The sequence below is a fragment of the Draconibacterium orientale genome (genome assembly GCF_900111425.1).
Taxonomy (GTDB): domain Bacteria; phylum Bacteroidota; class Bacteroidia; order Bacteroidales; family Prolixibacteraceae; genus Draconibacterium; species Draconibacterium orientale.
On record NZ_FOHT01000006.1, the window covers coordinates 69,962 to 95,644 of the forward strand.

Below are 25,683 nucleotides of genomic sequence, written 5' to 3' on the forward strand. Positions count from 1 at the left end.
ATGACCAAATTTCAATACATAATAAAATCTTTTCTTCATTATTTTAAAGCCAATTTACTGGTGGCAATTGGTGTGGCTGTCAGCACCATGGTTTTAACCGGCTCGCTGGTAATAGGCGATTCCGTGCGACACAGTTTAACCCAGGCAACTTTTTATCGTTTGGGCGAAACAACGCATTTAGTAGCTGTAAAAGAGCGTTATTTTCGTCAGGAAATGGCTTCGGAGATGGAAACTGCAAATTCTGATCTGACAGCTACTTCAGTGCTTTTATTGGAAGGAATGGCTGTGGCTGATGGCGGCCAGCAACGAGCCAATAAAGTTCAGGTAGTTGGTGTTGATGATGATTTTGAGGAAATTACAAATACACCGTTTTTTGCCGAACTACAAAATAACGAGATTGCCATAAGCGAAAATCTGGCAGAGCGCCTACAAAAAGGAGCCGGCGACAATATCCTGGTTCGTATAAAAAAGGCCAGTCTGATACCGATGAATGCTCCGTTCGTCTCAGCCGAAGAAACAAGTGTGGCTTTGCGCGCAACCATTAAAAAAGTAGTTAGCAAGGAAGACTTGGGGCGCTTTAGCTTGAAAAATTCGCAAACGGCGCCGTATAATATTTTTATGTCGATCGATCGGCTCAATCGATTAATGGAATTTGAGGGGAAGGCGAATCAGATTCTGGTTTCAACGGAGCTGGAAACAGAAGTGGTTTCAGAGGTTGTGAATACCTGTTTAACGCCTGCCGATGCCGGATTAACCTTGATGAAAATGGATGATGGGCGAGAGGTGGAAATTTCTACCGAGCGGGTTTTTATGGAGCCAAAAATTTCTGATCTATTGGGAAGTTTGCCTGGCGCAGATATGATTCTGACCTATTTTGTAAACGCTATCGATCATAATCAATCTTCGGTTCCCTATTCATTTGTGTCATCGGTGAACGACCCAAAACTGGCTTTAAATGAGATAATTTTAAATCGTTGGGCGGCCGATGATTTTAAAGCGAAGATAGGAGATATCATTCGTTTGCAATATTTTGAGATTGGCCCTTTGCGCCAGTTGATAAATAAAGAGGCGAAGTTTGTTTTAAAAGAAATTGTTTCGATGGATTCGCCACTTGCTGATCCAACACGTGTACCGCATTTGCCGGGATTGTCGGATGCAGGGCATTGCCGCGAGTGGGAAGCCGGAGTTCCCATTGATTTGGATGCCATTCGCGAAAAGGATGAAAAATACTGGGACGATTACAAAGGTACACCAAAGGCGTTCATCTCAACAGAGCGGGCCTTGCAGTTGTGGTCGAACCGATTTGGTGATTATACGGCTGTGCGTTATCCGGCCGCTTCATTTAATCATGATAAGTATAAAGTGGAATTTTCTGCAGCAATTTCTCCTGCCGATTTGGGAATGATCGTTGAACCCATTCGTGAACAGGGCGTGCACGCTGCTCAAAACGGTACCGATTTTAGCGGACTGTTTATCGGTCTGAGCTTTTTCATTCTGATCGCTTCAATCATTTTAACGGCATTGCTTTTCCGTTTAAATCTTGAAAGCCGCTCAGCACAAATCGGATTACTTGTTGCTCTTGGTTTTCAGCAAAAACACATTCGAAGTTTCTACCTGTCAGAGGGTTTTGTGGTTTCGCTGTTTGGTAGTGTTGTTGGGCTGGTGATTTCCTATTTTTATTCCACGCTGGTTTTCCGCATTTTAAATTCCTTGTGGTTTGATATTGTTCGCACCAATGTGCTCGAAATCCGGTTGTTGCCTTCTACTTTGGTAATCGGGTTGGTCATCAGTTTGGTGGTTTCTTTGGTGGCCATTGCCATTTCGTTGCGACGCTATCAAAAACAAAAAGCAGTTGAATTGCAAAAACAGATAACCGTAAAAGAAAGCCGTTTAAAAACACGATTGCTGAATGGCATTTTGTGGGGAGCATTGACTTTGTCGGTTGTGGTTTTTGTTCTGCAGTTACTGGCAGCGCAGGCCGATGCTTCAATGTTCTTTATGTCGGGCGGGTTGATGCTGCTCGGATTATTGTTGCTTTTCAGAAATCTGCTGATGAAACGTGAGGTTAAAAAATCCCGCGAATTTCAGTTTCGTCAGTTGGCAGCCATAAATCTTACGCGAAACATTAGCCGATCGGTTACCATTGTTACGCTATTTGCATTGGGAACCTTTATTGTTATATCAACCGGCTCGTACAAAATGGATTTGATTGCCGGAGCCAACAAAAAAACAAGTGGCACCGGAGGCTTTTTGTATTTTGCCGAAACTACGATGCCCGTTCTTTTTGATATTAATAACGAGGAAAAGAAGGCAGAAGAGGGCATTTACGAAGATTTTAATGTGGTGCAGTTTCGCAAAGTAGATGGCGACGATGCCAGTTGCCTGAACCTGAATCGTATTGCACAGCCTGCAATTTTAGGTGTTAATGCCGAAAACTTGGCAGGCCGGTTTGATTTTGCAGCAAAAATGAAAGGCCTGGATGCTGATCCGTGGCAAAGTCTGGAAACTGATTCTGATGACGGAACAATTCCTGCCATTGCCGACCAAACGGTTATCCAGTGGGGGCTGGGAATGAAAGTTGGCGATGTGTTGTTGTATCAGAATGAGCTGGGTGACACATTAAAGTTAAGACTGATCGCCGGAACCAAACCATCTGTTTTTCAAGGTTACGTAATTATATCGAATAAACATTTTCTGAAAAACTATCCAACCAGTTCAGGCTCAAACATATTTTTGGTAGGTGGCGATGCCGAAAATGAAGCGGCAATTGGCGACGAGTTACAATCCGTATTTCGCGATTATGGCTGGGAAATGGAAAGCGCAGCAAAGCGACTGGTTGAGTTTTATTCAGTAACCAACACTTATTTATCGATATTTCTGGCGCTCGGAGCTTTGGGATTAATACTGGGAACCATTGGGTTGGCCGTTATCCTGGCCCGAACAATTTTGGAACGCCGGCAGGAGATTGCTTTGATGCAAGCCATTGGATTTACAAAAAGCTCTGTTTTTAAATTACTGAGAAACGAATATTTATTGTTGTTGGTGTCGGGTGTTTTGCTTGGTTTTGTTACAGCTGTTGTTGCAACTTTACCGGCATTTTTGTCAACAAATACCGATGCGTCATTTTCTACAGTTGCAATTGTTGTAGCGTTGATCCTTGTAAACGGAGTAGTTTGGATTGTTGGTTTAAGCTGGTTTTCTATAAAAGGAAAGGTTTTGATATCTGGCTTGCAGGTGGAATAATATTCGCATTTCTTCAAATGAAATTCAAAATGTCAAGAATAATTTTATTGAATCTACTTATTTTCTGTTTTACATTTCAGCTCATAGCGCAGTCTCCGGTTAAATCCAGAGTGGTCGCTTTTTATACCGGAAAGAACGATGCTGCTCACGTAAGTTTTGTGCATGAAGCCGACCGTTGGTTGGCAGAATTGGCGAAAGATTCATGTTTTGAATATGAATCGACAAACGACTGGAATAGGTTGAATAAGGATAATCTTTCAGATGTGGATGTGGTCGTTTTTCTAGATACACGTCCGGATTCATTACCAGGTCGGCAGGCCTTTCAAAACTATATGGAAAATGGGGGAGCCTGGCTGGGATTTCATTTTTGTGCGTTTGCGCTTGATGGGTCTTCGTTTCCACAAAACTGGGACTGGTACCATGAAATCTTTTTAGGGGCGGGACAATACAAGGGGAATACCTGGCGACCAACCACGGCAATTATGAATGTAGAGAATAATACTCATCCTGTTACAAGGGATCTGCCAAACAACTTTGTTGCTGCTCCCAATGAATGGTATAGTTGGGAAAATGATCTCAGAGAAAATCCCGCCATTGAAATTCTTGTCTCCATTGATTCGTCCAGTTTCCCTCTCGGAACAGGTCCGAAGAAACATGAAATATGGCACGACGGATATTATCCTGTAGTGTGGACTAACCGGCATTTTAAAATGCTTTATATAAATATGGGGCACAACGATATTGATTATGAGAGCGGAACGAATAAGGAGCTGTCTTTTACATTTAAGAACGATGTGCAAAACAAGATGGTAATTGATGCCTTGTTTTGGTTGATGTCACGTGATTCATCCTCAGTGAAGTGATGAGATAGTTGCATCAGCTTTCATTTTAACAATAACTATTTTAACTTTACGAGTTCGTCATATAGGTTGGAAAATTATGGAAGAGCAGAAGGAAAAATTCATGCAGGCAGCAATTACGCTTGCCCGGAAAGGGATGGATGGTAATCATGGCGGGCCGTTTGGAGCTGTTGTGGTAAAGGATAATAAAATAATCGCAAAAGGATATAATCAGGTAACTTCATCAAACGACCCTACCGCACATGCCGAAGTTGTAGCCATACGGGAAGCGTGTAAAGTTTTAAATACCTTTCAACTGGAAGGATGTACAATTTACACCTCGTGCGAACCTTGCCCAATGTGTTTGGGAGCTATTTATTGGGCGCGCCCCGATAAGGTGGTTTTTGGAGCAACAAAACAGGATGCGGCAAACGCACAGTTCGACGACCAGTTTATTTACGACGAACTGGAGACAGAATTGAGTCGGCGCCACATTCAATTTGAAAATATGATGCGCGATGAAGCCCGCCAGGTTTTCGATGCGTGGAATAAAAAGGAGGATAAAAAGGAATATTAGTTAATAGACAAATTCCTTTGGGCTGTAACAGTCCACTGTACTCGATATTTTTCTTACTTTTATTGCATGACCGGCGAAAAAAATCAGGAGCAAAACAAACGAACAGAAGAACTGGAGCAAGAGCTTTCGAAGCTAAAGTTGGAGCTGGAGAATGCCCGGTTTCAGGAAGAGCAAGAGCGGGAGAAACGTTTGTTTTACCAGTTGATCGCCGAGTTTGCTTTTGCCTGGGAATTGTGGTTCGAACCCAATGGCAGCATAAAATATTGTTCACCTTCGTGCTCCGATCTTACCGGATATACAGCTAACCAGATTATTACTTCCCCGGGAATTGCAGCCTTGCTGGTTTATGATGCCGACAAAGAGAAATACAGTAACTTTTTAACCGGAGCTTTAAATCAGACAATGGTTAACCAAACCCTCGAATTTCGTGTGCTTACGCGTACCAAGCAGCTTCGGTGGTTTATGATGAATGTGCGAGGTGTGTACGATAAAAATGGCAAATACCTGGGAATCCGGGCATCGGTGTTGGATATTACCCGCGTGAAACAAGCTATGGGGCACATTTCGGAAATGGAACGCACAAAAGAATTCGATAGCCGAAACAAGCAGCGATTGCAAACCGAATTGGAGATGAAGGACCGTGAACTGGTTTCGTTTTTATTGCAGCTGTCGCAGAAAAATGAGTTGTTGAACAAAGCGGTTCACCTGCTTCAGTCGGAAGGGGCTACTAAGCCGAAAGCAGCTGTTTCGATGGTTCAGCAATTAAAAGAATTGTTGGAAGCCAATGCCGTTCAGCCGGTTGATTGGAGCATGGTAGAAAACCAGGTGGATAAAATTCATCCGGGCTTTCTCGAACGACTGCAAAAGCGACATCCGGTGGTTTCGGTTAACGACAAAAAATTGTGCTCGTACATTCGTTTAGGCTTGTCGAGCAAGGAAATTGCCGGGCTGCTGAATATTACTTCCAAAAGCGTGGAAATCTCACGTGTACGATTGCGTAAAAAACTGGGCATAAATGGAAAAAATCGCCTGGCAAACTATCTTGAGCAATTGTAATATTAGGTATTTTATTTGTTGTACGATCTTTTATGATATGTTTTGATGTTGTTTAAAATGCACTAGAATAGCATTTTGAATATATTTTGTTAGGTTTATGCCGTTTTTTGTTGTGGTGTTGTTAGGTTGTTTTGTGTGTTGGTATAATGTTTTTGCAGTAACTTTGGTTTTCAAAATAGTCCGCAATGTCACAAAACACCGACAACAATTACCGAAATCTCTACGATGAGGAAATCGGGCAGCTTGTTCATCAGGGATGTTCGTCTTCCGACTGGAGTTTAATAAAAGTTTCGCACGATTTTATTCCCGATTGCATTGAGAACAGTAAGTTTTCAGGAAGTGTTCGCTTAAATAGTTTTGCCGGATCAGTAAAGCTGATTGGAGGCATTAACTTTAAAACAGGTATATACAACGCCTGGCTGCACAACTGCGAGGTAGGGAAGAATGCACTAATTCACAATGTGAGAAGCTACATTGCAAACTACAGGATTGAAGAAAATGTAGTAATTCATAACATCACCACGCTGGCAGTTGATGGCGAAACATCGTTTGGTAACGGAGTGGTGGTTGAAGCCATTAACGAAGGCGGAGGCCGCGAGATTCCGATTTATGATTACCTCTCAACGCATGTTGCCTACATGATGGCCTTGTACAGGCACCGGCCCGAAGTGGTACGTTCGCTAAAAACTATGGTTGACGATTACACCCAATATGTTCGCAGTGAAATGGGGGTGATTGGAGCCGATTCAAACATTCTGAATTGTAACACCATTTTGAATGTAAAAACCGGTCCTGCGACGATAATCGATGGGGCAAAAAAACTACACAACGGAAGTATAAACAGCAATTACGAAGCGCCTGTAAAGATTGGCGAAGGAGTAATTATGGATAACTTTATTGTTAGCTCAGGATCGAAAATCACCGACGCCACGCTGGTTTCAAAATGTTTTATTGGCCAGGGCTGTGTGCTCGATAAGCATTATTCGGCCGAAAACTCCCTGTTCTTTGCCAATTTTCAGGGATTTCACGGCGAAGCCTGTTCCATATTTGCAGGGCCATACACCGTTACCCACCATAAATCTACTTTGCTGATTGCCGGCATGTATTCCTTTTTGAACGCCGGAAGTGGATCGAACCAAAGCAACCACCTTTACAAACTGGGGCCAATTCACCAGGGAATTATGGAGCGCGGAGCCAAAACTACCAGCGATTCCTATATGCTGTGGCCAACGCGTATTGGCGCATTTACGTTGGTAATGGGCCGGCACTACAAACATTGCGATACCACTGATTTCCCGTTTTCGTACCTGATCGAAAGTAAAGACGAAAGTATTCTCGTGCCCGGTATTAATCTGAAAAGTATCGGGACCATTCGTGATACCCAGAAATGGCCAAAGCGCGATAAGCGTACCGATTCAAATCTTCTCGATCTGATTAATTTCAACCTGCTGAGTCCGTACACCATCGATAAAATGATTAAAGGCCGGGAGAAATTAATGGAGCTTCAAAAATCATCGGACGAAAACACTGAGGTTTATACTTACGATCGGATGAAGATCGAAAAACATGCGCTCAACCGGGGGATTCAGTTGTATGAAATGGCGATCTGGAAGTTTTTGGGGAATTCGTTAATTACCCGTCTGAACGGAAATGAGTATGAAATCGCAGCAGATATCCAAAAAGCGTTGCAACCAGACATGAAATTCGGGAAAGGATATTGGGTTGATCTGGCAGGAATGATCTGTCCTTTTGAGGCGCTTGATCAACTGCTTCAGGCGATAGAAAATGGCTCGGTACAGTCGCTTGAGGAGGTGAATTCGGCATTGGCGACCATACATAAGAATTATTACAATTTCGAGTGGACATGGGCGGTTGATGTGCTGGAAAGTTTTTATGGAAAAAGTATTTCTGAGTTTGAAGCGTCGGATGTGATAAGCATTGTAAAGAAATGGAAAGAGAGTGTACTGGGAATCGATCGCTTTTTATACGAAGATGCCCGGAAAGAATTTTCGATGAGTAAGATGACCGGTTTTGGTGTTGACGGACAAAACGGGGCGCGGGAGCTTGATTTTACCGAAGTGCGCGGCGAGTTTGAAAACAATGATACAGTAAAAGAAATTAAAGAACACATGAAGAAAAAAGAACGTCTGGGAAGCCGGGTGATTGAACAGATGGTGCAGGTGCGTGAAAGCAGACAACCCGTTGAAAATTAAAGAACTCTCCTTTAATCCCTGCGCAAACGAATAAGAACGATAATTGGGTGAAAGGCGCAACGGGCGATTGTAGCAAAGTGGAAATATATTTTCCATCGGACTATAAATAACTATAAGAAAAAAATTATGTGTGGAATTGTAGGTTACATAGGAGATAAAAAAGCGTTCCCGATTTTGATCGGAGGGCTGAAACGACTGGAATACCGTGGGTACGATTCGGCAGGTGTGGCCTTGCTGAACGGTTCGCTCGAAAACTATAAAAAGAAAGGAAAGGTTTCAGATCTTGAAGACTTTATAGCAGGTAGAGCAGACGAAGGAAGCGTTGGAATTGGGCATACCCGTTGGGCAACGCATGGCGAACCCAGCGATAAAAATGCGCATCCGCATGTGTCGATGAACGGCGATTTTTCCATTGTACATAACGGTATCATCGAGAATTATGCGCAGCTGAAACGCGATCTGGAAACACACGGATACACGTTTGAAAGCGATACCGATACGGAGGTGTTGGCTAACCTGATTGAGTATTTTTATTTACAGGACGATGAAATAACATCGGAAGCGGCGGTGCAACTGGCCTTGTCGAAAGTGGTGGGTGCCTATGGAATTGCCGTGCTTTGCAAAAAGGAAACCGGTAAAATTGTGGTGGCCCGAAAGGGCAGCCCGCTGGTGGTGGGCCTGGGTAGCGGCGAATATTTTATTGCCAGCGATGCCTCGCCAATTGCGGAATACACCAACCAGGTGATTTACCTGAACGACGAAGATATTGCCATTCTGCAAAAGGATGGGTTTACGCTAAGTAATGTTCGGAATAACCCGGTTTCGTTGAAGATCAGCAATATCGATATGGAAATAGGCGCGATGGATAAAGGCGCTTACGATTATTTTATGCTCAAGGAAATTCACGAGCAGCCAAAAACCATTGAAGAAACTTTTCGCGGACGTTTGCAAAACGATTATTCCGAGATTGTGCTGGGAGGCTTGCTAAATGTCTTTCCAAAAATCGAAGCGGCAAAGCGAATTGTAATCATTGGTTGCGGAACATCGTGGCATGCCGGGCTGATTGCTGAATACCTGTTTGAAGAATATGCACAGGTTTCGGTTGAAGTGGAATATGCCTCTGAGTTTCGGTACCGCAAGCCTGTGCTGTCGTCCGACGATGTAGTAATTCTGATCAGTCAGAGTGGTGAAACGGCCGATACGCTGGCGGCATTGGAACTGGCCAAATCAAAAGGGGCAACCGTGCTCGGAATTTGTAATGTGGTGGGCTCAACCCTGTCGCGCGAAACCGAAGCCGGGGTTTATACACATGCCGGTGTTGAAATTGGTGTGGCCTCAACAAAAGCATTTACCGCGCAGGTAACGGTGTTGACGATGATCGCCCTGAAACTGGCCAAACGTAAGGGAACCATCAGTAACGAAACCTATAAAGTGTTGGTAAAAGAACTGGCCGAAATTCCTGAAAAAGGACGTGCCATTCTCGACGACGGAGAAAAAATAAAGGCCATTGCCGAAAAATACCACGAAGCCGTAAATGCCCTTTACCTTGGGCGTGGTTACCTCTTCCCTGTAGCATTGGAAGGGGCGTTAAAGCTGAAGGAAATTTCCTATATCCATGCTGAAGGTTATGCCGCCGGCGAAATGAAACACGGGCCAATTGCGCTGGTGGATAATAATTTGCCGGTTGTGGTGGTGGCGCCTCAGGATGATTATTACGAAAAAGTAGTGAGCAATATCCAGGAGGTAAAAGCCCGCAAAGGAAATGTAATTGCCATTGTAACCGAGGGCGACAAAGGCTTAAAAGAGATGGTAAACGATGTTATCGAAATACCAAAATCGCATCCCGCAGTGGCGCCTTTGCTGGCGGTAATTCCGCTGCAATTGCTGGCCTATCACATTGCCCTGCTAAAAGGTTGTAATGTCGATCAGCCGCGTAATCTGGCCAAATCGGTTACCGTGGAGTAGTGTGCTTATCCCATAAAACTGTTCGCTTAACGAGGTTTTTAAGTCGGTGGTCGATAAAATTAGACGCAACAAATCATTTGCGTAACTTTACGATCAGATTAGTTATTGACTTATAATCCTGTTTTACAGATGAACGGCAAAATAGCAATACCCAAAAAGTTCTATTTTATCTTGTTTGCTTCGGTTGTTGCTATTTGCCTGTTCTCGTTCACCATCGGTCGCGAACTCTATGCCGATAAAACAGAAAGTATCTTTTCCTTTGCCCTTGTCCACTTTGCCAGATACCTTTTCTTTTTGCTCATGCCGGTTGAGCTGGCGTTTATTTATTATTTGCCTTATTATTCCGGATTTAATCTGATTGCCACAGCCATGGTAACAGCGGTTACGGCGCAGTGTATCGATTATTTTATTGGGCGCTTGTTATGTCCGAACAAAATTATTGAAGTGATGGGGCGGAAGCGGATTGAAAAAGCTGAGCAAAAAATTAAACGGTTTGGAATGCTTACTATTTTTGTATTCAACCTGTTTCCCTTGTCATCTCCGGTAATTGCATTGGCCGCCGGAATATTGCATTACAATTTTCGACGATTCCTGGTGGTAAGTACTTTGGGGCTTTTGCTGAAATATGTGGTTATTTACTTTGTATTTAAAGGTTAAAGTGTTACGAGCTACTAGCTGCCAGCTACTAGCTTCTAGTATCAAGAGTCCAGTATCGAGTATCCAGTATCCAGCATCCAGCATCCAGCATCCAGTATCAAGGCAAAAGGCAAAAGTAAAAAGTCAAAAGGGGTAATAAGCTAAGTATCGAGTTGCAGGTTTTACAATCTTACAATTAGAACAATTTTACAATTTAACAGTTTGTGGCATCGAGCATCAAGCATCCAGTTGGGCGTAGCGAATTGAAAATCGGCCGCAGCCAAATCCCGACCGTAGCGTCGGGAGCAAAAGTAATGTGAGTTGCTAGCCACGAGCTACTAGTATCGAGGATCTAGTATCAATCATCCAGTAACCGATGGCCAATGACTAATGACGAATATCCAATTTTTAGTATCCAGCATCCAGAATCTCATTTTCCCAATTATCGACCCGAATAACCTGATGTTCGATTTCGTATCATAAACTTTGTCAAATTATTGGCAATGATGCGTAGAAGGATTTTGTCCTTGTAAAATTAATGTAACTTTGTGGCCGGATTTTTAAAACTGAAAAATTATGAAGGCATTTGTATTCCCTGGTCAGGGAGCGCAGTTCCCGGGAATGGGAAAGGATTTATATGAAAATTCTGCTGAAGCAAAGGCATTATTCGAAAAAGCAAACGATATTTTGGGGTTCAATATCACCGATATTATGTTTGAAGGTGAAGTTGAAGATCTGAAGCAAACAAAAGTAACCCAACCTGCCATTTTCTTACACTCGGTATTGTTGGCGAAAACCCTGAAGGATTTTGCTCCTGATATGGTTGCCGGCCACTCATTGGGCGAGTTTTCGGCACTGGTTGCCAACGGAACACTGAACTTTGAGGACGGTTTAAAACTGGTTGCTCAACGTGCAATGGCCATGCAAAAAGCATGCGAGGTTGAACCGTCAACAATGGCAGCAATTGTTGGTTTGGAAGACGATGTTGTTGAGGCTGTTTGTGCCGAAATCGACGATGTGGTGGTTCCTGCAAACTACAATTGCCCGGGGCAATTGGTAATTTCTGGTTCAGAAGCCGGAATAGACAAAGCCTGTGCCTTGTTAACCGAAAAAGGTGCAAAACGTGCTCTGAAACTGGTTGTTGGTGGTGCTTTCCACTCGCCGTTTATGGAGCCTGCCCGCGAAGAACTGGCTGCTGCCATTGAAGCAACTACTTTTAATACGCCAACCTGTCCGGTGTACCAGAATGTGGATGCTAAACCGGTTTCCGACCCTGCATTGATTAAAGAAAACCTGATCGCTCAACTTACTGCTCCGGTAAAATGGACACAGATCGTACAAAATATGATTGCCGACGGTGCTACTTCGTTTACTGAAGTTGGACCGGGTAAAGTGTTACAGGGCCTGGTTAAAAAGGTGGATCGCAAAATGGAAACTGTTGGCGTTAACAGTTACGAAGGATAGAAGTATTCGACTTCGCTCAGACTGACATTGGGGTTAACGATAAATTAAAATCCCGATCTGTACATCAAATAAACAGATCGGGATTTTTTTGTAAATACATTAAATGTTTTGCAAAGCTCCCCTCCTTTGGAGGGGCTGGGGGAGGCTGCTAGTCCATATGTTTTTGGAGCATCCGGTAAATGGTGGATTTCCCGATTCCTAATTTCGACGCTACCAAACGTACATTCTGGTTGTATTTATTCAAAAAGAACTTTACAATTTCGTTGTTGTATTCTTCCAGTGTTTTTTCCTGTGCCAACAGATTTTGTACGCTTTCATCAACATTCATATTCAGGTGGCTCGGTTTAATCACGTCGCGGCTGCACATTACGCAAGCTAGCTCCATAATTGCTTTTAGCTCTCTGATGTTGCCGGGGTAATGGTAGTTCGACAACATTTGTTTGGCTTCGGACGAAAGGGTTTTGGGTTCCATTTCATTGTCGCGGCAAAACTCATCAACAAAAAACTTAGCCAGCAAAATTTTGTCGTTTCCACGTTGGCGTAAAGGCGGAATTTCAATGGGTAAACCCAGTAAACGATAGTAAAGGTCTTGCCGGAACTGATCGTCGCCCGACAACGTGGCCAGGTTTTTATGTGTTGCCGAAATAATGCGCACATCAAGAGGTATTACGTCGTGTCCGCCCAGGCGCACCAACTCGCGTTCCTGTAAAACGCGCAATAATTTTGCCTGAAGGTTTAAATTCAGGTCGGCAATTTCATCAAGAAAAAGTGTACCTCCGTTGGCCGCCTCAAATTTTCCGATCTTTTGGAAATCAGCACCGGTAAAAGCACCTTTTTCGTGCCCGAACAATTCGCTCTCGATCAGTCCGTCGGGGATGGCCGACACGTTTACCGCAATAAACGGTTTGGCGCTGCGTTTCGAGTTGTAGTGAATGCCTTTGGCAACCAGCTCTTTTCCGGTTCCGGTTTCTCCCGAAATGGACACGGAAATATTGGTTTGTGTGGCTTTGTTCATTAACTCGAACACGTGCTCAATTTCGCGGCTGTTACCTTTTATAAGGTTTTTAAAATTATATTTCTCGGCAACCGCTTCTTTTAAATTTGTGTTTTCGGTTTGAAGTTGGTCAGTTCTGTAAATATTCCGGATAATGTTACTCAGCTTTTCCCGGGTATCGGGCGCTTTCATAATGTAATCGTAGGCACCGTTTTTCATCAGCTCAATGGCGGTAGAAATATCGTCCTGTGCCGAAATTACGATGACGTGAGTATTGGGAATTTTTTCCTGAATTTTGGCGAGTACTTCTTTCCCTGTCATATCGGGAAGCGTGTAGTCAAGCGTTACCACATCAGGCTTTTCGCTCATTGCGTTAATGAAATCTGTCCCGTTGTGAAACACTTTTACCTGTAGTTGATCATCCAGAAGTTGCTTCTTCAACACTCTGGCGTAAAGTACATTGTCTTCTACGATGTACACTTTGTAATTGTTCCTGGGTTTTTGGTTGGCCATTTCTATTATTTAGAGTGCTTAAAAATAGTTAAATGTGAGAATCTATCAAACAAAATGTCCAAATATTGGAAATTTTTTAGATGAGATTCCCAAATTTAAATAATTTGTGCCTAATTTCCATGGTTTAGCGTGGATTTGTAAATTTTTTTCTTCACTGCTTTGCGTGCCAAAAAAGTTTTCCATGCTAAATTGTTACCTTATTATCTTCCTATTTTCCGGCAAGTGTGTTTCTTGTTCTGAACTCCGGCTTCCTTTTGGTGTTGTAGTTTCGAAAATCGACATACATTTTTTTGCTGCCGATAAACAGTGCTTTTATAAAATGTTAGAATTTAAAAGGGTGCTGATAGGTGAAATTGAAAATGTATTGTTAAATTTAAACAAACGAATTACAAAAATAGATTAGAATGAATTATTCCGCCTTTCATAAACTAAGTTATGGCTTGTATTTAATTGCTACCGAATTGAACGGTGAAAAAGCCGGCTATATAGCAAATACGGCCTTTCAGATTACTGCCGAGCCATCGAAAATTGCCATAAGTTGTAATAAAAATAACTACTCGGCCCAAAAGATTATTGATAGTAAAAAGTTTTCAATCTCGGTGCTGAAGAAAGAGGTTGATACTTCGTTGATTGGCAAGTTCGGATTTATGTCGGGGGCCGATATCGACAAGTTCCAGGGCATTGAAACCATAAGGGCAAAAACCGGTGCTCCAATTGTTATTGATTCGTCGGTGGCTTGGTTTGATTGCGAAGTGATTGACTACGCCGATGTTGGTTCGCATTATTTAATCACTGCCGAAGTGGTTGATGGTGATAAACTATCAGACGAAGAGCCGCTGACCTATGCGTATTATCATACTAAATATAAAATGCGGTCGCCGAAAAATGCACCAACTTATATTGATAAAGATAAACTGGAAGAAGAGCCTGAACCTGTTGAGTACGAAGAGGTAGAAGAGGAAAAGCACGAGCATACGGTGAGTGCCGACGGAATCTATTCGTGCAATATTTGTGGTTATCAATACGATCCGGAAGAGGGTGATCCAGCACTTGGAATACCTCCGGGAACGCCTTTTGAAGATTTGCCCGACGACTGGAAATGTCCGATCTGCAACGCTTCAAAAGACGATTTTACGAAGGTGTAGTAAACTTTAATAGCTATAAGGTTCGATGAGTGCCATCGCAAAATGGTTTGTTTTTGGAATGTTTGCATTGACAAAGCCAAACTTCCTTTTTCTCATCGATATCGAAAGGTAGTGGAGAAAATTCCGTGCCCTGGTGCGATCCGTCGCAAAAGGGTTGGTTTTTACTTCGTCCGCAGGAACACCAATAGTAAGTGCCCGGTTCAAGCGTAAGTGCTTTTGGTGCTTTTTCAGCTATTACAGGTTTCTTCATACTTTTAAAATTTTTGTTATACATTGGCACAAGATTGAATTGATTCCAAGAAAAACAACTTCGAACGATTCAAATTGTGCTTATTTTTTGTTTTACGTTCATTAAATATACAAATATGTTGCGTACTATTTTGTTTAACTGCGTGCTAATTTTATTTGGTGTAACTGCCGGATTTGCACAGCAAAAACAGCTTTTTTATGTAGGGACTTTTACTTCTGAAGGTGCGGAAGGAATAAACTACTGCAGTTTGAATACTAAAACCGGAGACATTGAGTTGCTCACCACTTTTAAGGGAATCGATAATCCGTCGTTTTTGCGATTAGGGCCTGAAAAGAAATTTTTGTATGCTGTTTCGCGCACCACGCCCGAAGTTGAACCATCGGGAGGGTACGTGGTGGCATACAAGCTCGAAAAGAGCGGAGGTTTGCACTTTTTGAATAAACAAATTGCAAATGGAGGCGGGCCATGCCACATTGATGTTTCTCCTAATGGAAAATATGTGGCCATTGCAACGTATGGCGGAGGAACAACTTCCATTTATCCGGTCGATGCAGATGGCAGTCTGGAGAAAGCACTGGCAGTTGTGTATAACTCCGGAAGTAGTGTGCATTCTAATCAAACGCAGCCACATGCTCATTCCGTAAAGTTTTCATCTACCGAGCCGAGCATTTTTAGTGCCGACCTGGGAACTGACCAGTTAAATATTTTCCACTTCGAGGATGGTAACTTGGGGCGTTATGAACAGGAATTTGTAAAACTCCCGGCCGGTTCAGGGCCCAGGCATTTTGTTTTTCATCCAACCGAAAATGTAATTTATGTAATAAACGAGCTAAACTCAACTATTTCGACAGTTCGTAAAACGGGGGAAAAGTGGTCGGTATTTCAAAATATCTCCACCTTGCCAAAAGATTTTGCCGGCGAGAGTTATTGCGCTGATATTCATTTTTCGAAAGACGGGCAGTATCTGTATGGCTCAAACCGGGGGCACAACTCCATTGCTGTTTTTAAGGTAAAAGTCGATCAGGAATTAACATTTTTGGGAACTGTGCCGGTAGAAGGTGACTGGCCACGGAATTTTGGAATTACACCCGATGGAAATTGGATGTTGGTTGCCAATCAACGAAGCCATAATATCACCGTTTTTAATTTGGATGAGGAAACCGGGATGCCCAGGTTTAGCGGAAAACAAATCAATTTGCCGGCGCCGGTTTGTATCGAGTTTCTGTAGCTTTTAGCTCAGTTTGGTACTAATTAATTTGATAAATTCTTCGCGGGTAGCTACTTTTTCAAAAGCACCCGTAAAATCCGAGGTAGTTGTAATGGAGTGTTGTTTTTGTACGCCCCGCATTTGCATGCACAGGTGTTGGGCTTCAATAACAACGGCTACTCCCAGCGGTTTTAGCGTGTCCTGAATACAATCTTTTATCTGAGTTGTTAGTCGTTCCTGCACCTGCAAACGGCGTGCAAACACATCAACAACGCGGGCAATTTTACTTAAACCTGTTATTGTTCCGTTGGGAATGTAAGCAACGTGTGCTTTTCCGATAAACGGAAGCATGTGGTGTTCACACATCGAATAAATCTCAATATCTTTTACAATTACCATTTGGCGGTAGTCTTCCTTAAACATGGCCGATGTTAAAATTTCAACCGGATCCATTTGGTAACCCTGCAACAAAAACTGCATGGCTTTGGCCACTCTTTCCGGCGTTTTGTCAAGTCCCTCGCGCGATGGATCTTCACCAATAATTTGTAAAATCTCTTTATAATGCCCTGAAAGCTGTTCCGTTGCTTCTTCGTTGTACAAATCAGTTCGCAGGTATCCGTTTGAGTTATTATTTTTTAATGAACACATTGTTGTTAGAATTTTAATCGATACAAAGATTAACTTTTTTTTATAAAAACAGTATGAATGAGTATATGGATTTGATGAGGAGTGAGACAATGACTTGTGTTAAAAGCAAGAATGGAATACAGATTAAGTGTGATGATGGACACTGTTCCGAAGTGTATCGGAAGCAAAAATTACAAAATTTAACTTATGGAAATTTTGATTGTAGCAGCCACTACAATGGAAATAAAACTGATTGTTGATGAGCTGGAAAAAGTAGAGGAGGAAAGTCATTTTGTAAAAACTTACCGGTTTGGTGATTTCAATATTGATATATTGGTAACGGGTATAGGAAGCTCGTTTGCAACTTTTCATTTAACAAACGCACTTCGCGAAAAAAAATACGATGCTGTTATTAATATTGGTTTGGCCGGAAGTTTAACGCAGGAGCTTAAAATAGGCGAGGTGGTGAATGTAGTTAGCGAAGAATTTGCCGACCTGGGTATTGAAAAACAGCATGAATTTCTTACGCTTTTTGAGTCGGGGTACATTGGAATGAACGATTTTCCGTTTGAAAACGGATTGTTGAAGGCCAGTAATTCAAATGGCTGGATAAAACTGAAAAAGGTAAAAGGAGTAACCTCCAACAAAAGTTACGGGCGCGATACCAGTATAGCCGAAATGCGCGAAAAATTTACAGCGCACGTAGAGTCGATGGAAGGAGCCGCTGTTTTTTATGTGTGTAACTGGATGGGGGTAAAATGTTACGAAATACGATCGATATCGAATTATGTAGAACCCCGTGACTCGGCAAAATGGAATATTCCGTTGGCACTTGAGCGCCTGAAAGAAGCATTATCGGTTATTTTAAAACAAGTTCCTGCTCCTGTGGAATAAGGAGCTTGCACTCATTTCTCGTCTGTCTGACAAAAAAAAACAGGCTTTAATTGTAATGGCACAAACAATCCGTATTATTTTGAGTGTTGCGTTTATGCGCAATTTTTTGGCAAATACGAAAACTTAAATTTATTTTGCCACGCGTACAATAAAAAGCAAAGTGGCTGGTTTTTTATTACAAAGCCACATTTTTCAGAAAACAGCGTTTTTGCGTACCACACGAAACCGCTTTAAGATGATAGTTGTAACAGGAGCAGCCGGATTTATCGGAAGTTATTTAGTAGGAAAACTCAACAAAGCAGGATACAAAGATCTGGTATTGGTTGATAAGTTTGATGACCCCTGGAAGGATTTAAATCTTCTGAAAAAAAATTACCGCGAGTACATTGACCGGGATGAGTTTTTTAACTGGTTAATAAAAAATGCCCACGATGTGGATTTTATTTTTCATTTGGGGGCACGTACCGATACCGTGGGGCAGGAGCCCGAGCTCTACCAGCAGCTAAACTTAATTTATTCGCAGCGCCTCTGGAATATTTGTTCCGAAATTCAGGTTCCACTTCTTTATGCATCGTCAGCTGCCACCTATGGTAATGGCGAAGAGGGTTTTTCAGATGAACACCAAAAAATTCAGGATTTACGACCGCTTAATTTGTATGGCTGGTCGAAACACGACTTTGATGTGTGGGCACTAAAACAGTTTCGCACGCCGCCGTTTTGGGCAGGTATGAAATTCTTTAACGTTTACGGACCAAATGAATATCACAAAGGCCGAATGGCTTCGGTGGTGTTACATGCTTATAAAACCATTAAAGAAACCGGGCACATGCAGTTGTTCCGTTCGCACCATAAAGCCTATAAAGATGGCGAGCAAAGCCGCGACTTTATTTACGTGGACGACATTGCCGATGTAATGATGTACTTTATGGTGAACCAGGATAATACAGGCATTTACAATGTGGGCACCGGTAAAGCCCGTTCGTTTCTCGATCTTACTCAAGCTGTTTTTAGCAGTATGAAAATGAATCCGGAAATTTCGTTTATTGATACGCCTGTTGATTTGCGCGGAAGATACCAGTATTTTACTGAAGCCGAAATGCAGAAACTACGCGATGCAGGTTATAAAAAGCCTTTTGTTGAATTAGAGGAAGGCGTAAGCGAGTACGTGAACAAATACCTCATGGCGAAAGCCTGTTTTTAAGCTTAGGTTTCGTTATTTTCCTTAATAGTTTTAAATTTACCTCAAACAGCGATAGATGAAAAAGATTTTTCTTCACCTACTTTTTGTGGCAATTGTGGCAGCCGATTTAATCGGCGAGTATTTGCAAAATCCCCAAATCGATCATATTGCAAAACCCTTACTTCTGATATGGATTGCCGGTTATTTCTTTTTGCATTCAAAAAATATCGATAAAAAGGTATTGCAGTTTGCCGGAGCCGGGTTTTTCTTTTCGTGGATGGGCGACTTACTAATGATGTTTTCTGCCGATTTTACCTGGTTTGTATTGGGGATTGGATCGTTCTTGGTGGCACAGGTATTTTATGTTTTCCTGTTTTTACGAACCATCGATCTGTCGGGAAAAACTTCGTTTTTGCGAAAGAAACCCATGTGGCTTATCCCATATCTTGCGTTTGGATTGATTGTTTATATTGTGCTTTTCCCACAACTGGATTTAGTATTGCGTTTTGCCATTTTTGTGTATATGGTTGCCATCTTAACTATGTCGGCAATGGCACTGAATCGCTTTGGTAATGGTCACCCTCAGAGTTTTAGCCTGGTGTTTGCCGGTTCATTGTTTTTTGTTTTGTCCGATTCGCTGATTGCGGTCAATCGTTTTCTGGTGGCAATACCTTACGGAGGTTTATTTATAATGATAACCTATATTGCTGCCCAATACTTAATAATGATGGGATTACTAAAGCAGTACGAATAAAAAAATCCCGACTGATCAGCCGGGATGAATCATTTTTCTGAGATTCTTACAATGTATTTGTGCCCATCCTCTTAAACTTCTCTGCAAGCAAATAAGCCTACTTGTCCCTTTAGGCAGGGACGATCGGTTGGTGGTTTAAAACAAATTCGATGCAATTATTTCAATTGGTTATTTCTTATGGAGGTCAATCGTCTTTCCCTTCCGGGAAGGGAGAGACAGGAGAGAGGGTAGTGATTTGTATTCCTGATTTTGAATAAAAATCAAAAGTTTAAGTTTAGGCAAATATCTTACTGTTCGAGCTAATAATTTTGTCAATAAATATGAGTACTGAAACGCCGATAGTAATTCCGGCAATACTTAATGGCAAAGTTCCCAGTTTGCTGAAGAACGACTCGTAGCCTTCTGTTAGTCCTTGTCCGGCTTCGGGTAATAATTGCCCGATTTGGCTGTCGGCCTGCATGCCGGTGTTGCTTACAACGAAAATGGCTGCCAGTAACACCACAAAAAGTATTGAAATAATCCAGAAGCCTTTTCCAAGGATTCTTTCCGATTTAATTTGTTCGAGTGCACTATCTTCGGCAAAAATCTTATTCATTACCTGCACCGTAAAACCGGAGTCTGGTTTTTCCAGTTCCAGGTTTTGCAGAAATGCTTTTAATTTTATGTCTTCCAGCTCGTTCATAATATGGTGTATAATTCGTCCTTCATTAATTCATTTAAAATAGTATAGAGCTTTTTACGAGCCCTGAAAAGCTTCACTTTTGTATTGCTTTCCGAGAGTTTTGTAACTCTGCTGATCTCTTCGATCGATTGTTCCTCGAAATAATACAAAAGTATCAGTGTGTATTCATCTTCCGGAAGTTTGTCCATGGCAGTTTTTATGGCTTCTGCCCTGTTTTCTGCCGGAATTCCATCAAGGTTCATTTCTTCAGCTTCGTCGGCAATCTGCACATCGTCGGTTGATGCAAAATACATTTTTCGTTTCCTAACCTCCGAAATACAGTTGTTATAAGTAATGCGGTACAGCCAGGTTGAAAATTTTGCGGTGCCTTTAAAAGTGTGCAACGACTTGTAAGCTTTTATAAAACTTTCCTGTGCCATTTCTTCGGCGTCTTCACGATTTTTAAGAACTTTCATTGCAATGGAAAAAACAATATCCTGATATCGCTCAACGATATACGAAAAGTAATTGGTCTGTCCGGCCTTTACCTTTTCGATGTAATAGATATCATCTTTCTGCTCCATCTGTCCTTTTGACGTAAGAATGATTTTCTGGTTACAAGTTACGAAGAAAATATTTCTCGCAGATGGCGCTGATTACACAGAAAAATAAAAAGCACTAAGCCACCAAGACACGAAGTAGTTATTATTTTCTTTTGCCCTTCATCTGTCAGCCGACGGAAACCTACATCAAAAGGGAGCGAGCAATGAAGTTTCTTTGCAATAATGCCGGGAACTTAGTTGTTGTAATATTTCCCCTTGCGAGGGGAAATGGCTACAGCCAAAGGGGTAAAGCTAACTGGCAAATCAAAATCTTTAAATAAACTAATGACTTCAACAGTGTCTTTATAAGGTATAACAATCTGCGTTTATCCGCGCAATCTGCGAGAAATTACTCATCAGCAAGAAAAAAATCTGAAAAGTTGTAACCGCAGAAACAAAGTGGCGTCAAAAGAGCGAAAACAGAATAAAAAAACAAATTAAAATTTAATATCATGGAAGGAATTTTCGTACCAATCGGTTTTTTTCTGGCAATCTTTGCCATCTTGTATGTTTATTGGACAACACGCACCAAAGAGCGCCTGGCGCTGGTAGAAAAAGGGATGGATGCCGGAATATTTAAAGGTGAATGCTCGCAGCTTTCGCTGGTAAAATGGGGAATTTTTTTAATTGCAGTTGGATTGGGAGTAGTTGTTGGCTATTCATTGTCGAATGTAATGGATGAAGTTGTAGCCTTCTTTACCGCAATCCTGGTTCTTGGAGGAGTTGGTTTAATTGTAGCTTACTTTATCACTTCGAAACTTTTGAAGAAGAAAGAGGAATAGTTAGTGGAGGCGATACAATAAAAAAGCGGATGAGTTATTTAGCTCATCCGCTTTTTTTTCATTCGGAATAGAATTACGTTTAGTTATTTTCTTCATAATAATAAGAATAATCAATCCCTTTCATAAACATTTCGCGGTCATTTATTTTATTGGTAAGTGCATTTTTCAGGAGCGATTTTAGTACAATATCTTTAGTTGGGCTCAGTATCATTGCGTTCATATAATCCGCCTTACTTATAGTGCTCCAATCAACACATTTTTTCAGACGTTTTTTCAGTATCAAATCCAGCCATATTCGGGTACTTCTGCCGTTGCCTTCCATGAAAGGATGTGCAATATTCATTTCTATATATTTCTCTACAATTTCTTCAAACGTAGTTTCGGGCATTGCTTCTATTTGTTTGAGCGTGTTACCAAGGAAGTGTGAAACCGCAAATTGAAATCCTCCTTTTGAAATGTTTTTTTGCCTTATTTGTCCTGCAAAACCATACAGCCCGCCAAATAACCAGGCATGTATTTGTTGCAATCCTTTAGTGGTGCCAACCTCTATGCTATTGATAAAAGAGCTTTCAAACAGCGCATAAGCTTTTGTTTTGCTTTTTCCGTCAATGCTTTCATCGCTAAAAGTAAACCATTCGATAAACCGGTTTGCCTTTTTGCCCGGAAACTGTTTGCCCAACTCAATTATCCCATGGTAATCTAATACGTCTGTCAATCGTTTTTTGTCATCTGGCGCTAGAAGTTTCAACTGGGTAGTGGCACTAACCACTTCGCTGTTTTCTTTCTTTAATTTGGTTTTTAGGTATTTCCAATAGTTGCGGGTTTTAGTATAATCGTCCTGGTTGGTAAGTACGGCCACAATATCTAAAACCGAAAACCACCATTTACTGTTTTTTTCGTCCCAAACGGCACGAACCTCGCGGTCGTCGAAAAAGCGAATAGATATTTTAGCATTACCCATAATTTAAAAATTGCTCAATCAATTGTTTACTTATGCCGGTATTTAATTCATGTTGATTTGTTCTTATCGTTTGGCATAAAGAAAGCTTTATCAAATATATAAAATCTGAAGTAAACAGCTTCGTCAACATTAAAATGATCATGCCATAACGTTTGGCCTAATTATTTTCTAATGTGCATTTGTAATTAGTTCCTTTACTGAGGAATATTTTAACGAAAAACAATATCATTCTATATTTCAATTACATACCGCATTATTCGTGTCCACCGCTGTGGAGCTACTACTATTACTCCGAATAAAATCGAATTACTTTCCGAATAGCTTCCTGGCACACCGGGCAAAAACCTTCGGCCTCGTTGGTATTCATGCGGCAGTCGATATGCGGACTGTAAATTCCTTCGGCCATATAACCGCCACCTTCGTAAACACCAACGGTATTTCGGTATTTGTCTTTTCGCGGTGTCGGAATCGGTGTGTCTTCATCCACCATGTCTTTCCATTTCTTATCAAAATCAACTAAGGTGGTAATGTTGGGTTCCCAAGGCTCAATTTCCAGGTTGTAGAAATCTTCGTAAGCCACGGCCGAGTTGTAATATTCGTCGCCCAGTCCGGCAAATCCATGGCCAAATTCGTGTACAAACACCTGGGGCGTAAGCTCGTTGTCGGCAGTGCAAAGCGATACAAAATTATAAAATCCGCCACCACCGTAGCGCTCGGTGTTTACCAGTACGTAAATATGGTCGTATGGAACGCTGGCCGCTGCATCGTAAACGGTTTTCATGTCGGTAGTTGTGAGGTAGCGCGGAATATCGAAAGTGTAATAGCTGGTATTGAAAAAAGTGTTTTTGTAAAGGTGTTCGCCCGGAACATCGGTTCCCGGATCTTCCGAGGGAGTAAAAACCGCATACACATTAAAGTTGGCTTTCTCCGATTTAAACGGTTCGGCATCGAATAAATAACCCGAAACTTTTGCGGCATCAGCATAGAAATCTTCCATTTCGGCAACGGTATAACCTTCGGCTAAAATGGCAATATCTACTTTTTTTGCCGGGTCGCCATTGTTAACAATATCCTTCGTTTTAAAATCGGGCGTATCTTCCTTTAGAATAAAATAGTCTTTCGGATCGATATCAGTGGTGTAAATTGTTTTAAACGTTCCGTCCCACTGGCGGGCATCAATTTCAAGGCGCACATCGTTTTTCGGAAATGGAAAAAGTGCAGCCTGGTAAAATGTTTTGTTGCTGGTTTTGGCGTCGGCAGTGGTTTGCCATTCCTGGAAAAGCGTGCTAAAACCTTTGCTGTAAATCATACTGTCCGATTTCAGATCGAAAACACGGTAGCGGTAACTTCCGTAGTTAAACACATCGATGAGGTTAGTTTTCGAACCACCCCAAAAGGGCTCCTGTTTCATTTGCTGCGGATACACCACAACCTCTTTACTGTTTCCGCCCAGCAGAAAATCGAAGCGAAAGGTTTTGTCTTTAAAATAAGTGTTGAATTTGGGCTGTGCAAACGATAAAAAGGGGATTAATAACAGAATAAAAGAAAACTTCAACTTCATTTTATGCTCATTTATTATTTTTGGCTGAAAATAAAGATACATATTAACACAAAGAATGACAATTGCAACCACTTTTCTGTTAACAAGCTTCATGTGGCTTAATTTATTAAATATTCAGAATTAACGAAGGATTTTTATTCCCGACTTTGTGCTAATAAATTGTTGGTGGAAATGAGCAGGAAGTGAGTTTTGAAGTTGAAAAATAAACGAAAAGAATAACCTTTAGAACGATGAAAATTATTTACCGCTATTTACTTGATAGTATCCGTGAAATCGGGACAATGGAAATTTTAGCCAAACCTTTAGCTGCATTAATATGCCTTGTGCTAATTGTTTTTGTGGCATGGTTTACACATTTTGTAACACGGAAGATTCTTTTGGCGATTGTACAGCGTATTGCCAATCGTACCAAAACAAACTGGGATGATATTTTAATTGAAAACCGGGTTTTTAAAGGGCTGGCGCATTTGGTTCCTGCATTTATACTGTTTTATAGTGCCGATTTCTCGTACCCGGATATTCACCAGCAAGTGGGCGAGCTGGCTCCCGAGGTGTACAAGTCCCTGTCGCAGGATTTTTACTGGGGGCTTAGTGCTTTGCTGACGAAAATATCGCGCATTTATTTTATTGCCATTATTGTTTTTGTGGCCAACTCAACTTTAAATGCTGCCCTACAGATTTATAATACAACCGAATTTTCGCATAACCGCTCGATAAAAGGTTATGTGCAGCTGGTAAAGATTTTTGTGTTTTTTATGGCCGGCATACTGTTGATTGCAATTTTGCTCGAGAAAGATCCAACGGCTCTGTTGGCTGGTTTGGGAGCCATTGCAGCGGTTTTATTGTTGGTATTTCGCGATACGATATTGGGGTTTGTGGCTTCTATTCAGCTTTCGGCAAACGATATGGTTAAAATTGGCGACTGGATTCAGATGGAAGGGCACAATGCCGACGGAACGGTTATCGATATCAGTTTAAATACGGTAAAAGTTCAGAACTGGGATAAAACCATAACCACTATTCCCACTTACGCGCTGGTTTCCGAATCGTTTTTTAACTGGAAAGGGATGGAAGAGTCGGGGGGGCGCCGTATAAAACGATCGGTTGCCATCGATACCAATACCATTAAATTTTGCGATACGGCCATGTTGGAGCGTTTCGAAAAGTTCGATCTTATACGAGGGTATGTTCAGGAAAAAGAAAGAGAATTAAGAGAATATAACAAAGGGAAGAACCTGGCCGAGGAGGATTATATAAGTGGCCGGCATCAGACCAATGTTGGTATTTTTAGGAAGTACCTGGAGGTATATCTTCGTCAGCATCCAAAAATTAACCAGGATCTTACATTTTTAGTGCGCCAGTTGCAACCGATGGGAAAAGGTTTGCCCATCGAAATTTATGTGTTTAGCGCCGATCAGGAATGGGCAAAATATGAAAGTATTCAGGCCGATATTTTCGATCATATTTTTGCGGTTATTCCCGAGTTCGAGCTGAGGGTGTTTCAAGAGCCTTCAGGTGCTGATATTGAAAAGATTGCACTTCGGTAATTCAGGTGTTAA

22 protein-coding genes are annotated in these 25,683 nt (G+C 41.7%); 15 read left to right on the plus strand and 7 right to left on the minus strand.

All coding sequences use genetic code 11. The features are described 5' to 3' along the window. The 8 genes from BMW53_RS05210 to fabD all read left to right on the plus strand — a co-directional run bounded on the left by BMW53_RS05210 (position 1) and on the right by fabD (position 11,993). A complete protein-coding gene (locus BMW53_RS05210; RefSeq protein WP_038554669.1) occupies positions 1–3,243 on the plus strand; it encodes an ABC transporter permease in 3,243 nt (1,080 codons plus the stop codon). A 29-nt stretch (positions 3,244–3,272) separates the two neighbouring features. Next, entirely contained in the window at positions 3,273–4,106 is an 834-nt protein-coding gene (locus BMW53_RS05215; protein ID WP_139178025.1) for a ThuA domain-containing protein, read from the plus strand. 76 nt (positions 4,107–4,182) lie between these two features. Next, entirely contained in the window at positions 4,183–4,659 is a 477-nt protein-coding gene (locus BMW53_RS05220) for a nucleoside deaminase (protein WP_038554665.1), read from the plus strand. A 66-nt stretch (positions 4,660–4,725) separates the two neighbouring features. Then, positions 4,726–5,715, plus strand: coding sequence for a PAS domain-containing protein (locus tag BMW53_RS05225; RefSeq protein ID WP_038554660.1), 990 nt, complete (start codon positions 4,726–4,728; stop codon positions 5,713–5,715). A 185-nt stretch (positions 5,716–5,900) separates the two neighbouring features. After that, positions 5,901–7,928 carry a DUF4954 family protein gene (locus tag BMW53_RS05230; protein ID WP_038554656.1) on the plus strand — a complete coding sequence of 676 codons (2,028 nt, stop codon included), beginning with the start codon at positions 5,901–5,903 and terminating at the stop codon, positions 7,926–7,928. 126 nt (positions 7,929–8,054) lie between these two features. After that, positions 8,055–9,893, plus strand: coding sequence for a glutamine--fructose-6-phosphate transaminase (isomerizing) (gene glmS, locus BMW53_RS05235; protein WP_038554652.1), 1,839 nt, complete (start codon positions 8,055–8,057; stop codon positions 9,891–9,893). A 129-nt stretch (positions 9,894–10,022) separates the two neighbouring features. Further along, a complete protein-coding gene (locus tag BMW53_RS05240) occupies positions 10,023–10,550 on the plus strand; it encodes a DedA family protein (RefSeq protein WP_038554647.1) in 528 nt (175 codons plus the stop codon). A gap of 555 nt (positions 10,551–11,105) precedes the next feature. After that, entirely contained in the window at positions 11,106–11,993 is an 888-nt protein-coding gene (gene fabD / locus BMW53_RS05245; RefSeq protein WP_038554642.1) for an ACP S-malonyltransferase, read from the plus strand. Positions 11,994–12,141: 148 nt separating this feature from the next. Here the strand turns inward: fabD and BMW53_RS05250 are convergent, their stop codons facing one another. After that, positions 12,142–13,500, minus strand: coding sequence for a sigma-54-dependent transcriptional regulator (locus BMW53_RS05250; protein WP_038554639.1), 1,359 nt, complete (start codon positions 13,498–13,500; stop codon positions 12,142–12,144). A 404-nt stretch (positions 13,501–13,904) separates the two neighbouring features. Between BMW53_RS05250 and BMW53_RS21440 the strand changes: the two genes are divergently transcribed. Next, positions 13,905–14,645 (plus strand): flavin reductase, encoded by a 741-nt coding sequence (locus tag BMW53_RS21440; RefSeq protein WP_038554632.1) that lies wholly within the window; start codon positions 13,905–13,907, stop codon positions 14,643–14,645. 13 nt (positions 14,646–14,658) lie between these two features. Here BMW53_RS21440 and BMW53_RS05265 read toward each other — a convergent pair whose 3' ends face one another. Then, positions 14,659–14,895 (minus strand): CDGSH iron-sulfur domain-containing protein, encoded by a 237-nt coding sequence (locus tag BMW53_RS05265; protein ID WP_038563551.1) that lies wholly within the window; start codon positions 14,893–14,895, stop codon positions 14,659–14,661. A 115-nt stretch (positions 14,896–15,010) separates the two neighbouring features. Here BMW53_RS05265 and BMW53_RS05270 point away from each other — a divergent pair, with 115 nt between their 5' ends. Further along, positions 15,011–16,123: a lactonase family protein gene (locus tag BMW53_RS05270; protein WP_038554627.1), complete on the plus strand. Its 1,113-nt coding sequence runs from the start codon at positions 15,011–15,013 to the stop codon at positions 16,121–16,123. Positions 16,124–16,126: 3 nt separating this feature from the next. Here the strand turns inward: BMW53_RS05270 and folE are convergent, their stop codons facing one another. After that, complete coding sequence (gene folE / locus BMW53_RS05275; protein WP_038554622.1) at positions 16,127–16,750, minus strand: GTP cyclohydrolase I FolE; 624 nt, start codon at positions 16,748–16,750, stop codon at positions 16,127–16,129. A 186-nt stretch (positions 16,751–16,936) separates the two neighbouring features. On the opposite strand from folE, the gene mqnB reads away from it, so the two are divergent. From mqnB to BMW53_RS05290, 3 genes are all read left to right on the plus strand, one after another. Next, positions 16,937–17,623, plus strand: coding sequence for a futalosine hydrolase (gene mqnB / locus BMW53_RS05280; protein ID WP_051567520.1), 687 nt, complete (start codon positions 16,937–16,939; stop codon positions 17,621–17,623). A gap of 235 nt (positions 17,624–17,858) precedes the next feature. Beyond that, positions 17,859–18,824: an ADP-glyceromanno-heptose 6-epimerase gene (rfaD, locus tag BMW53_RS05285; protein ID WP_038563546.1), complete on the plus strand. Its 966-nt coding sequence runs from the start codon at positions 17,859–17,861 to the stop codon at positions 18,822–18,824. 55 nt (positions 18,825–18,879) lie between these two features. Beyond that, positions 18,880–19,557: a lysoplasmalogenase gene (locus BMW53_RS05290; protein WP_051567519.1), complete on the plus strand. Its 678-nt coding sequence runs from the start codon at positions 18,880–18,882 to the stop codon at positions 19,555–19,557. 274 nt (positions 19,558–19,831) lie between these two features. Here BMW53_RS05290 and BMW53_RS05295 read toward each other — a convergent pair whose 3' ends face one another. Continuing rightward, the gene (locus BMW53_RS05295; protein ID WP_038554617.1) at positions 19,832–20,239 is read right to left on the minus strand and encodes a hypothetical protein; all 408 of its coding nucleotides are present in this window, start codon (positions 20,237–20,239) and stop codon (positions 19,832–19,834) included. After that, positions 20,236–20,802, minus strand: coding sequence for an RNA polymerase sigma factor (locus tag BMW53_RS05300; RefSeq protein ID WP_074780291.1), 567 nt, complete (start codon positions 20,800–20,802; stop codon positions 20,236–20,238). Before BMW53_RS05300 ends, BMW53_RS05295 begins: the two co-directional genes overlap by 4 nt. A 470-nt stretch (positions 20,803–21,272) precedes the next feature. Between BMW53_RS05300 and BMW53_RS05305 the strand changes: the two genes are divergently transcribed. Then, positions 21,273–21,602 carry a DUF6249 domain-containing protein gene (locus tag BMW53_RS05305; protein WP_038554612.1) on the plus strand — a complete coding sequence of 110 codons (330 nt, stop codon included), beginning with the start codon at positions 21,273–21,275 and terminating at the stop codon, positions 21,600–21,602. A gap of 79 nt (positions 21,603–21,681) precedes the next feature. Here the strand turns inward: BMW53_RS05305 and fic are convergent, their stop codons facing one another. Together fic and BMW53_RS05315 are read right to left on the minus strand one after the other, a co-directional pair. Next, complete coding sequence (gene fic / locus BMW53_RS21600) at positions 21,682–22,563, minus strand: protein adenylyltransferase Fic (protein ID WP_038554608.1); 882 nt, start codon at positions 22,561–22,563, stop codon at positions 21,682–21,684. A gap of 286 nt (positions 22,564–22,849) precedes the next feature. Beyond that, complete coding sequence (locus BMW53_RS05315) at positions 22,850–24,124, minus strand: M64 family metallopeptidase (protein ID WP_139178026.1); 1,275 nt, start codon at positions 24,122–24,124, stop codon at positions 22,850–22,852. Between the two features lie 230 nt (positions 24,125–24,354). Here BMW53_RS05315 and BMW53_RS05320 point away from each other — a divergent pair, with 230 nt between their 5' ends. Beyond that, a complete protein-coding gene (locus BMW53_RS05320; protein ID WP_038554602.1) occupies positions 24,355–25,671 on the plus strand; it encodes a mechanosensitive ion channel family protein in 1,317 nt (438 codons plus the stop codon). The last annotated feature ends 12 nt before the right edge of the window (positions 25,672–25,683 follow it).

What these genes read in the sequence shown, in the direction of transcription:
- BMW53_RS05270 (WP_038554627.1), top strand. Translation starts at nt 15,011, where the DNA reads ATGTTGCGTACTATTTTGTTTAACTGCGTGCTAATTTTATTTGGTGTA.
- BMW53_RS05290 (WP_051567519.1), top strand. Translation starts at nt 18,880, where the DNA reads ATGAAAAAGATTTTTCTTCACCTACTTTTTGTGGCAATTGTGGCAGCC.
- BMW53_RS05215 (WP_139178025.1), top strand. Translation starts at nt 3,273, where the DNA reads ATGTCAAGAATAATTTTATTGAATCTACTTATTTTCTGTTTTACATTT.
- BMW53_RS05300 (WP_074780291.1), bottom strand. Translation starts at nt 20,802, where the DNA reads ATGGAGCAGAAAGATGATATCTATTACATCGAAAAGGTAAAGGCCGGA.
- BMW53_RS05315 (WP_139178026.1), bottom strand. Translation starts at nt 24,124, where the DNA reads ATGAAGTTGAAGTTTTCTTTTATTCTGTTATTAATCCCCTTTTTATCG.
- BMW53_RS05230 (WP_038554656.1), top strand. Translation starts at nt 5,901, where the DNA reads ATGTCACAAAACACCGACAACAATTACCGAAATCTCTACGATGAGGAA.
- BMW53_RS05295 (WP_038554617.1), bottom strand. Translation starts at nt 20,239, where the DNA reads ATGAACGAGCTGGAAGACATAAAATTAAAAGCATTTCTGCAAAACCTG.
- BMW53_RS05210 (WP_038554669.1), top strand. Translation starts at nt 1, where the DNA reads ATGACCAAATTTCAATACATAATAAAATCTTTTCTTCATTATTTTAAA.
- BMW53_RS05240 (WP_038554647.1), top strand. Translation starts at nt 10,023, where the DNA reads ATGAACGGCAAAATAGCAATACCCAAAAAGTTCTATTTTATCTTGTTT.
- mqnB (WP_051567520.1), top strand. Translation starts at nt 16,937, where the DNA reads ATGGAAATTTTGATTGTAGCAGCCACTACAATGGAAATAAAACTGATT.
- BMW53_RS05320 (WP_038554602.1), top strand. Translation starts at nt 24,355, where the DNA reads ATGAAAATTATTTACCGCTATTTACTTGATAGTATCCGTGAAATCGGG.
- glmS (WP_038554652.1), top strand. Translation starts at nt 8,055, where the DNA reads ATGTGTGGAATTGTAGGTTACATAGGAGATAAAAAAGCGTTCCCGATT.
- BMW53_RS05220 (WP_038554665.1), top strand. Translation starts at nt 4,183, where the DNA reads ATGGAAGAGCAGAAGGAAAAATTCATGCAGGCAGCAATTACGCTTGCC.
- fabD (WP_038554642.1), top strand. Translation starts at nt 11,106, where the DNA reads ATGAAGGCATTTGTATTCCCTGGTCAGGGAGCGCAGTTCCCGGGAATG.
- BMW53_RS05265 (WP_038563551.1), bottom strand. Translation starts at nt 14,895, where the DNA reads ATGAAGAAACCTGTAATAGCTGAAAAAGCACCAAAAGCACTTACGCTT.
- fic (WP_038554608.1), bottom strand. Translation starts at nt 22,563, where the DNA reads ATGGGTAATGCTAAAATATCTATTCGCTTTTTCGACGACCGCGAGGTT.
- BMW53_RS05250 (WP_038554639.1), bottom strand. Translation starts at nt 13,500, where the DNA reads ATGGCCAACCAAAAACCCAGGAACAATTACAAAGTGTACATCGTAGAA.
- folE (WP_038554622.1), bottom strand. Translation starts at nt 16,750, where the DNA reads ATGTGTTCATTAAAAAATAATAACTCAAACGGATACCTGCGAACTGAT.
- BMW53_RS05225 (WP_038554660.1), top strand. Translation starts at nt 4,726, where the DNA reads ATGACCGGCGAAAAAAATCAGGAGCAAAACAAACGAACAGAAGAACTG.
- BMW53_RS21440 (WP_038554632.1), top strand. Translation starts at nt 13,905, where the DNA reads ATGAATTATTCCGCCTTTCATAAACTAAGTTATGGCTTGTATTTAATT.
- BMW53_RS05305 (WP_038554612.1), top strand. Translation starts at nt 21,273, where the DNA reads ATGGAAGGAATTTTCGTACCAATCGGTTTTTTTCTGGCAATCTTTGCC.
- rfaD (WP_038563546.1), top strand. Translation starts at nt 17,859, where the DNA reads ATGATAGTTGTAACAGGAGCAGCCGGATTTATCGGAAGTTATTTAGTA.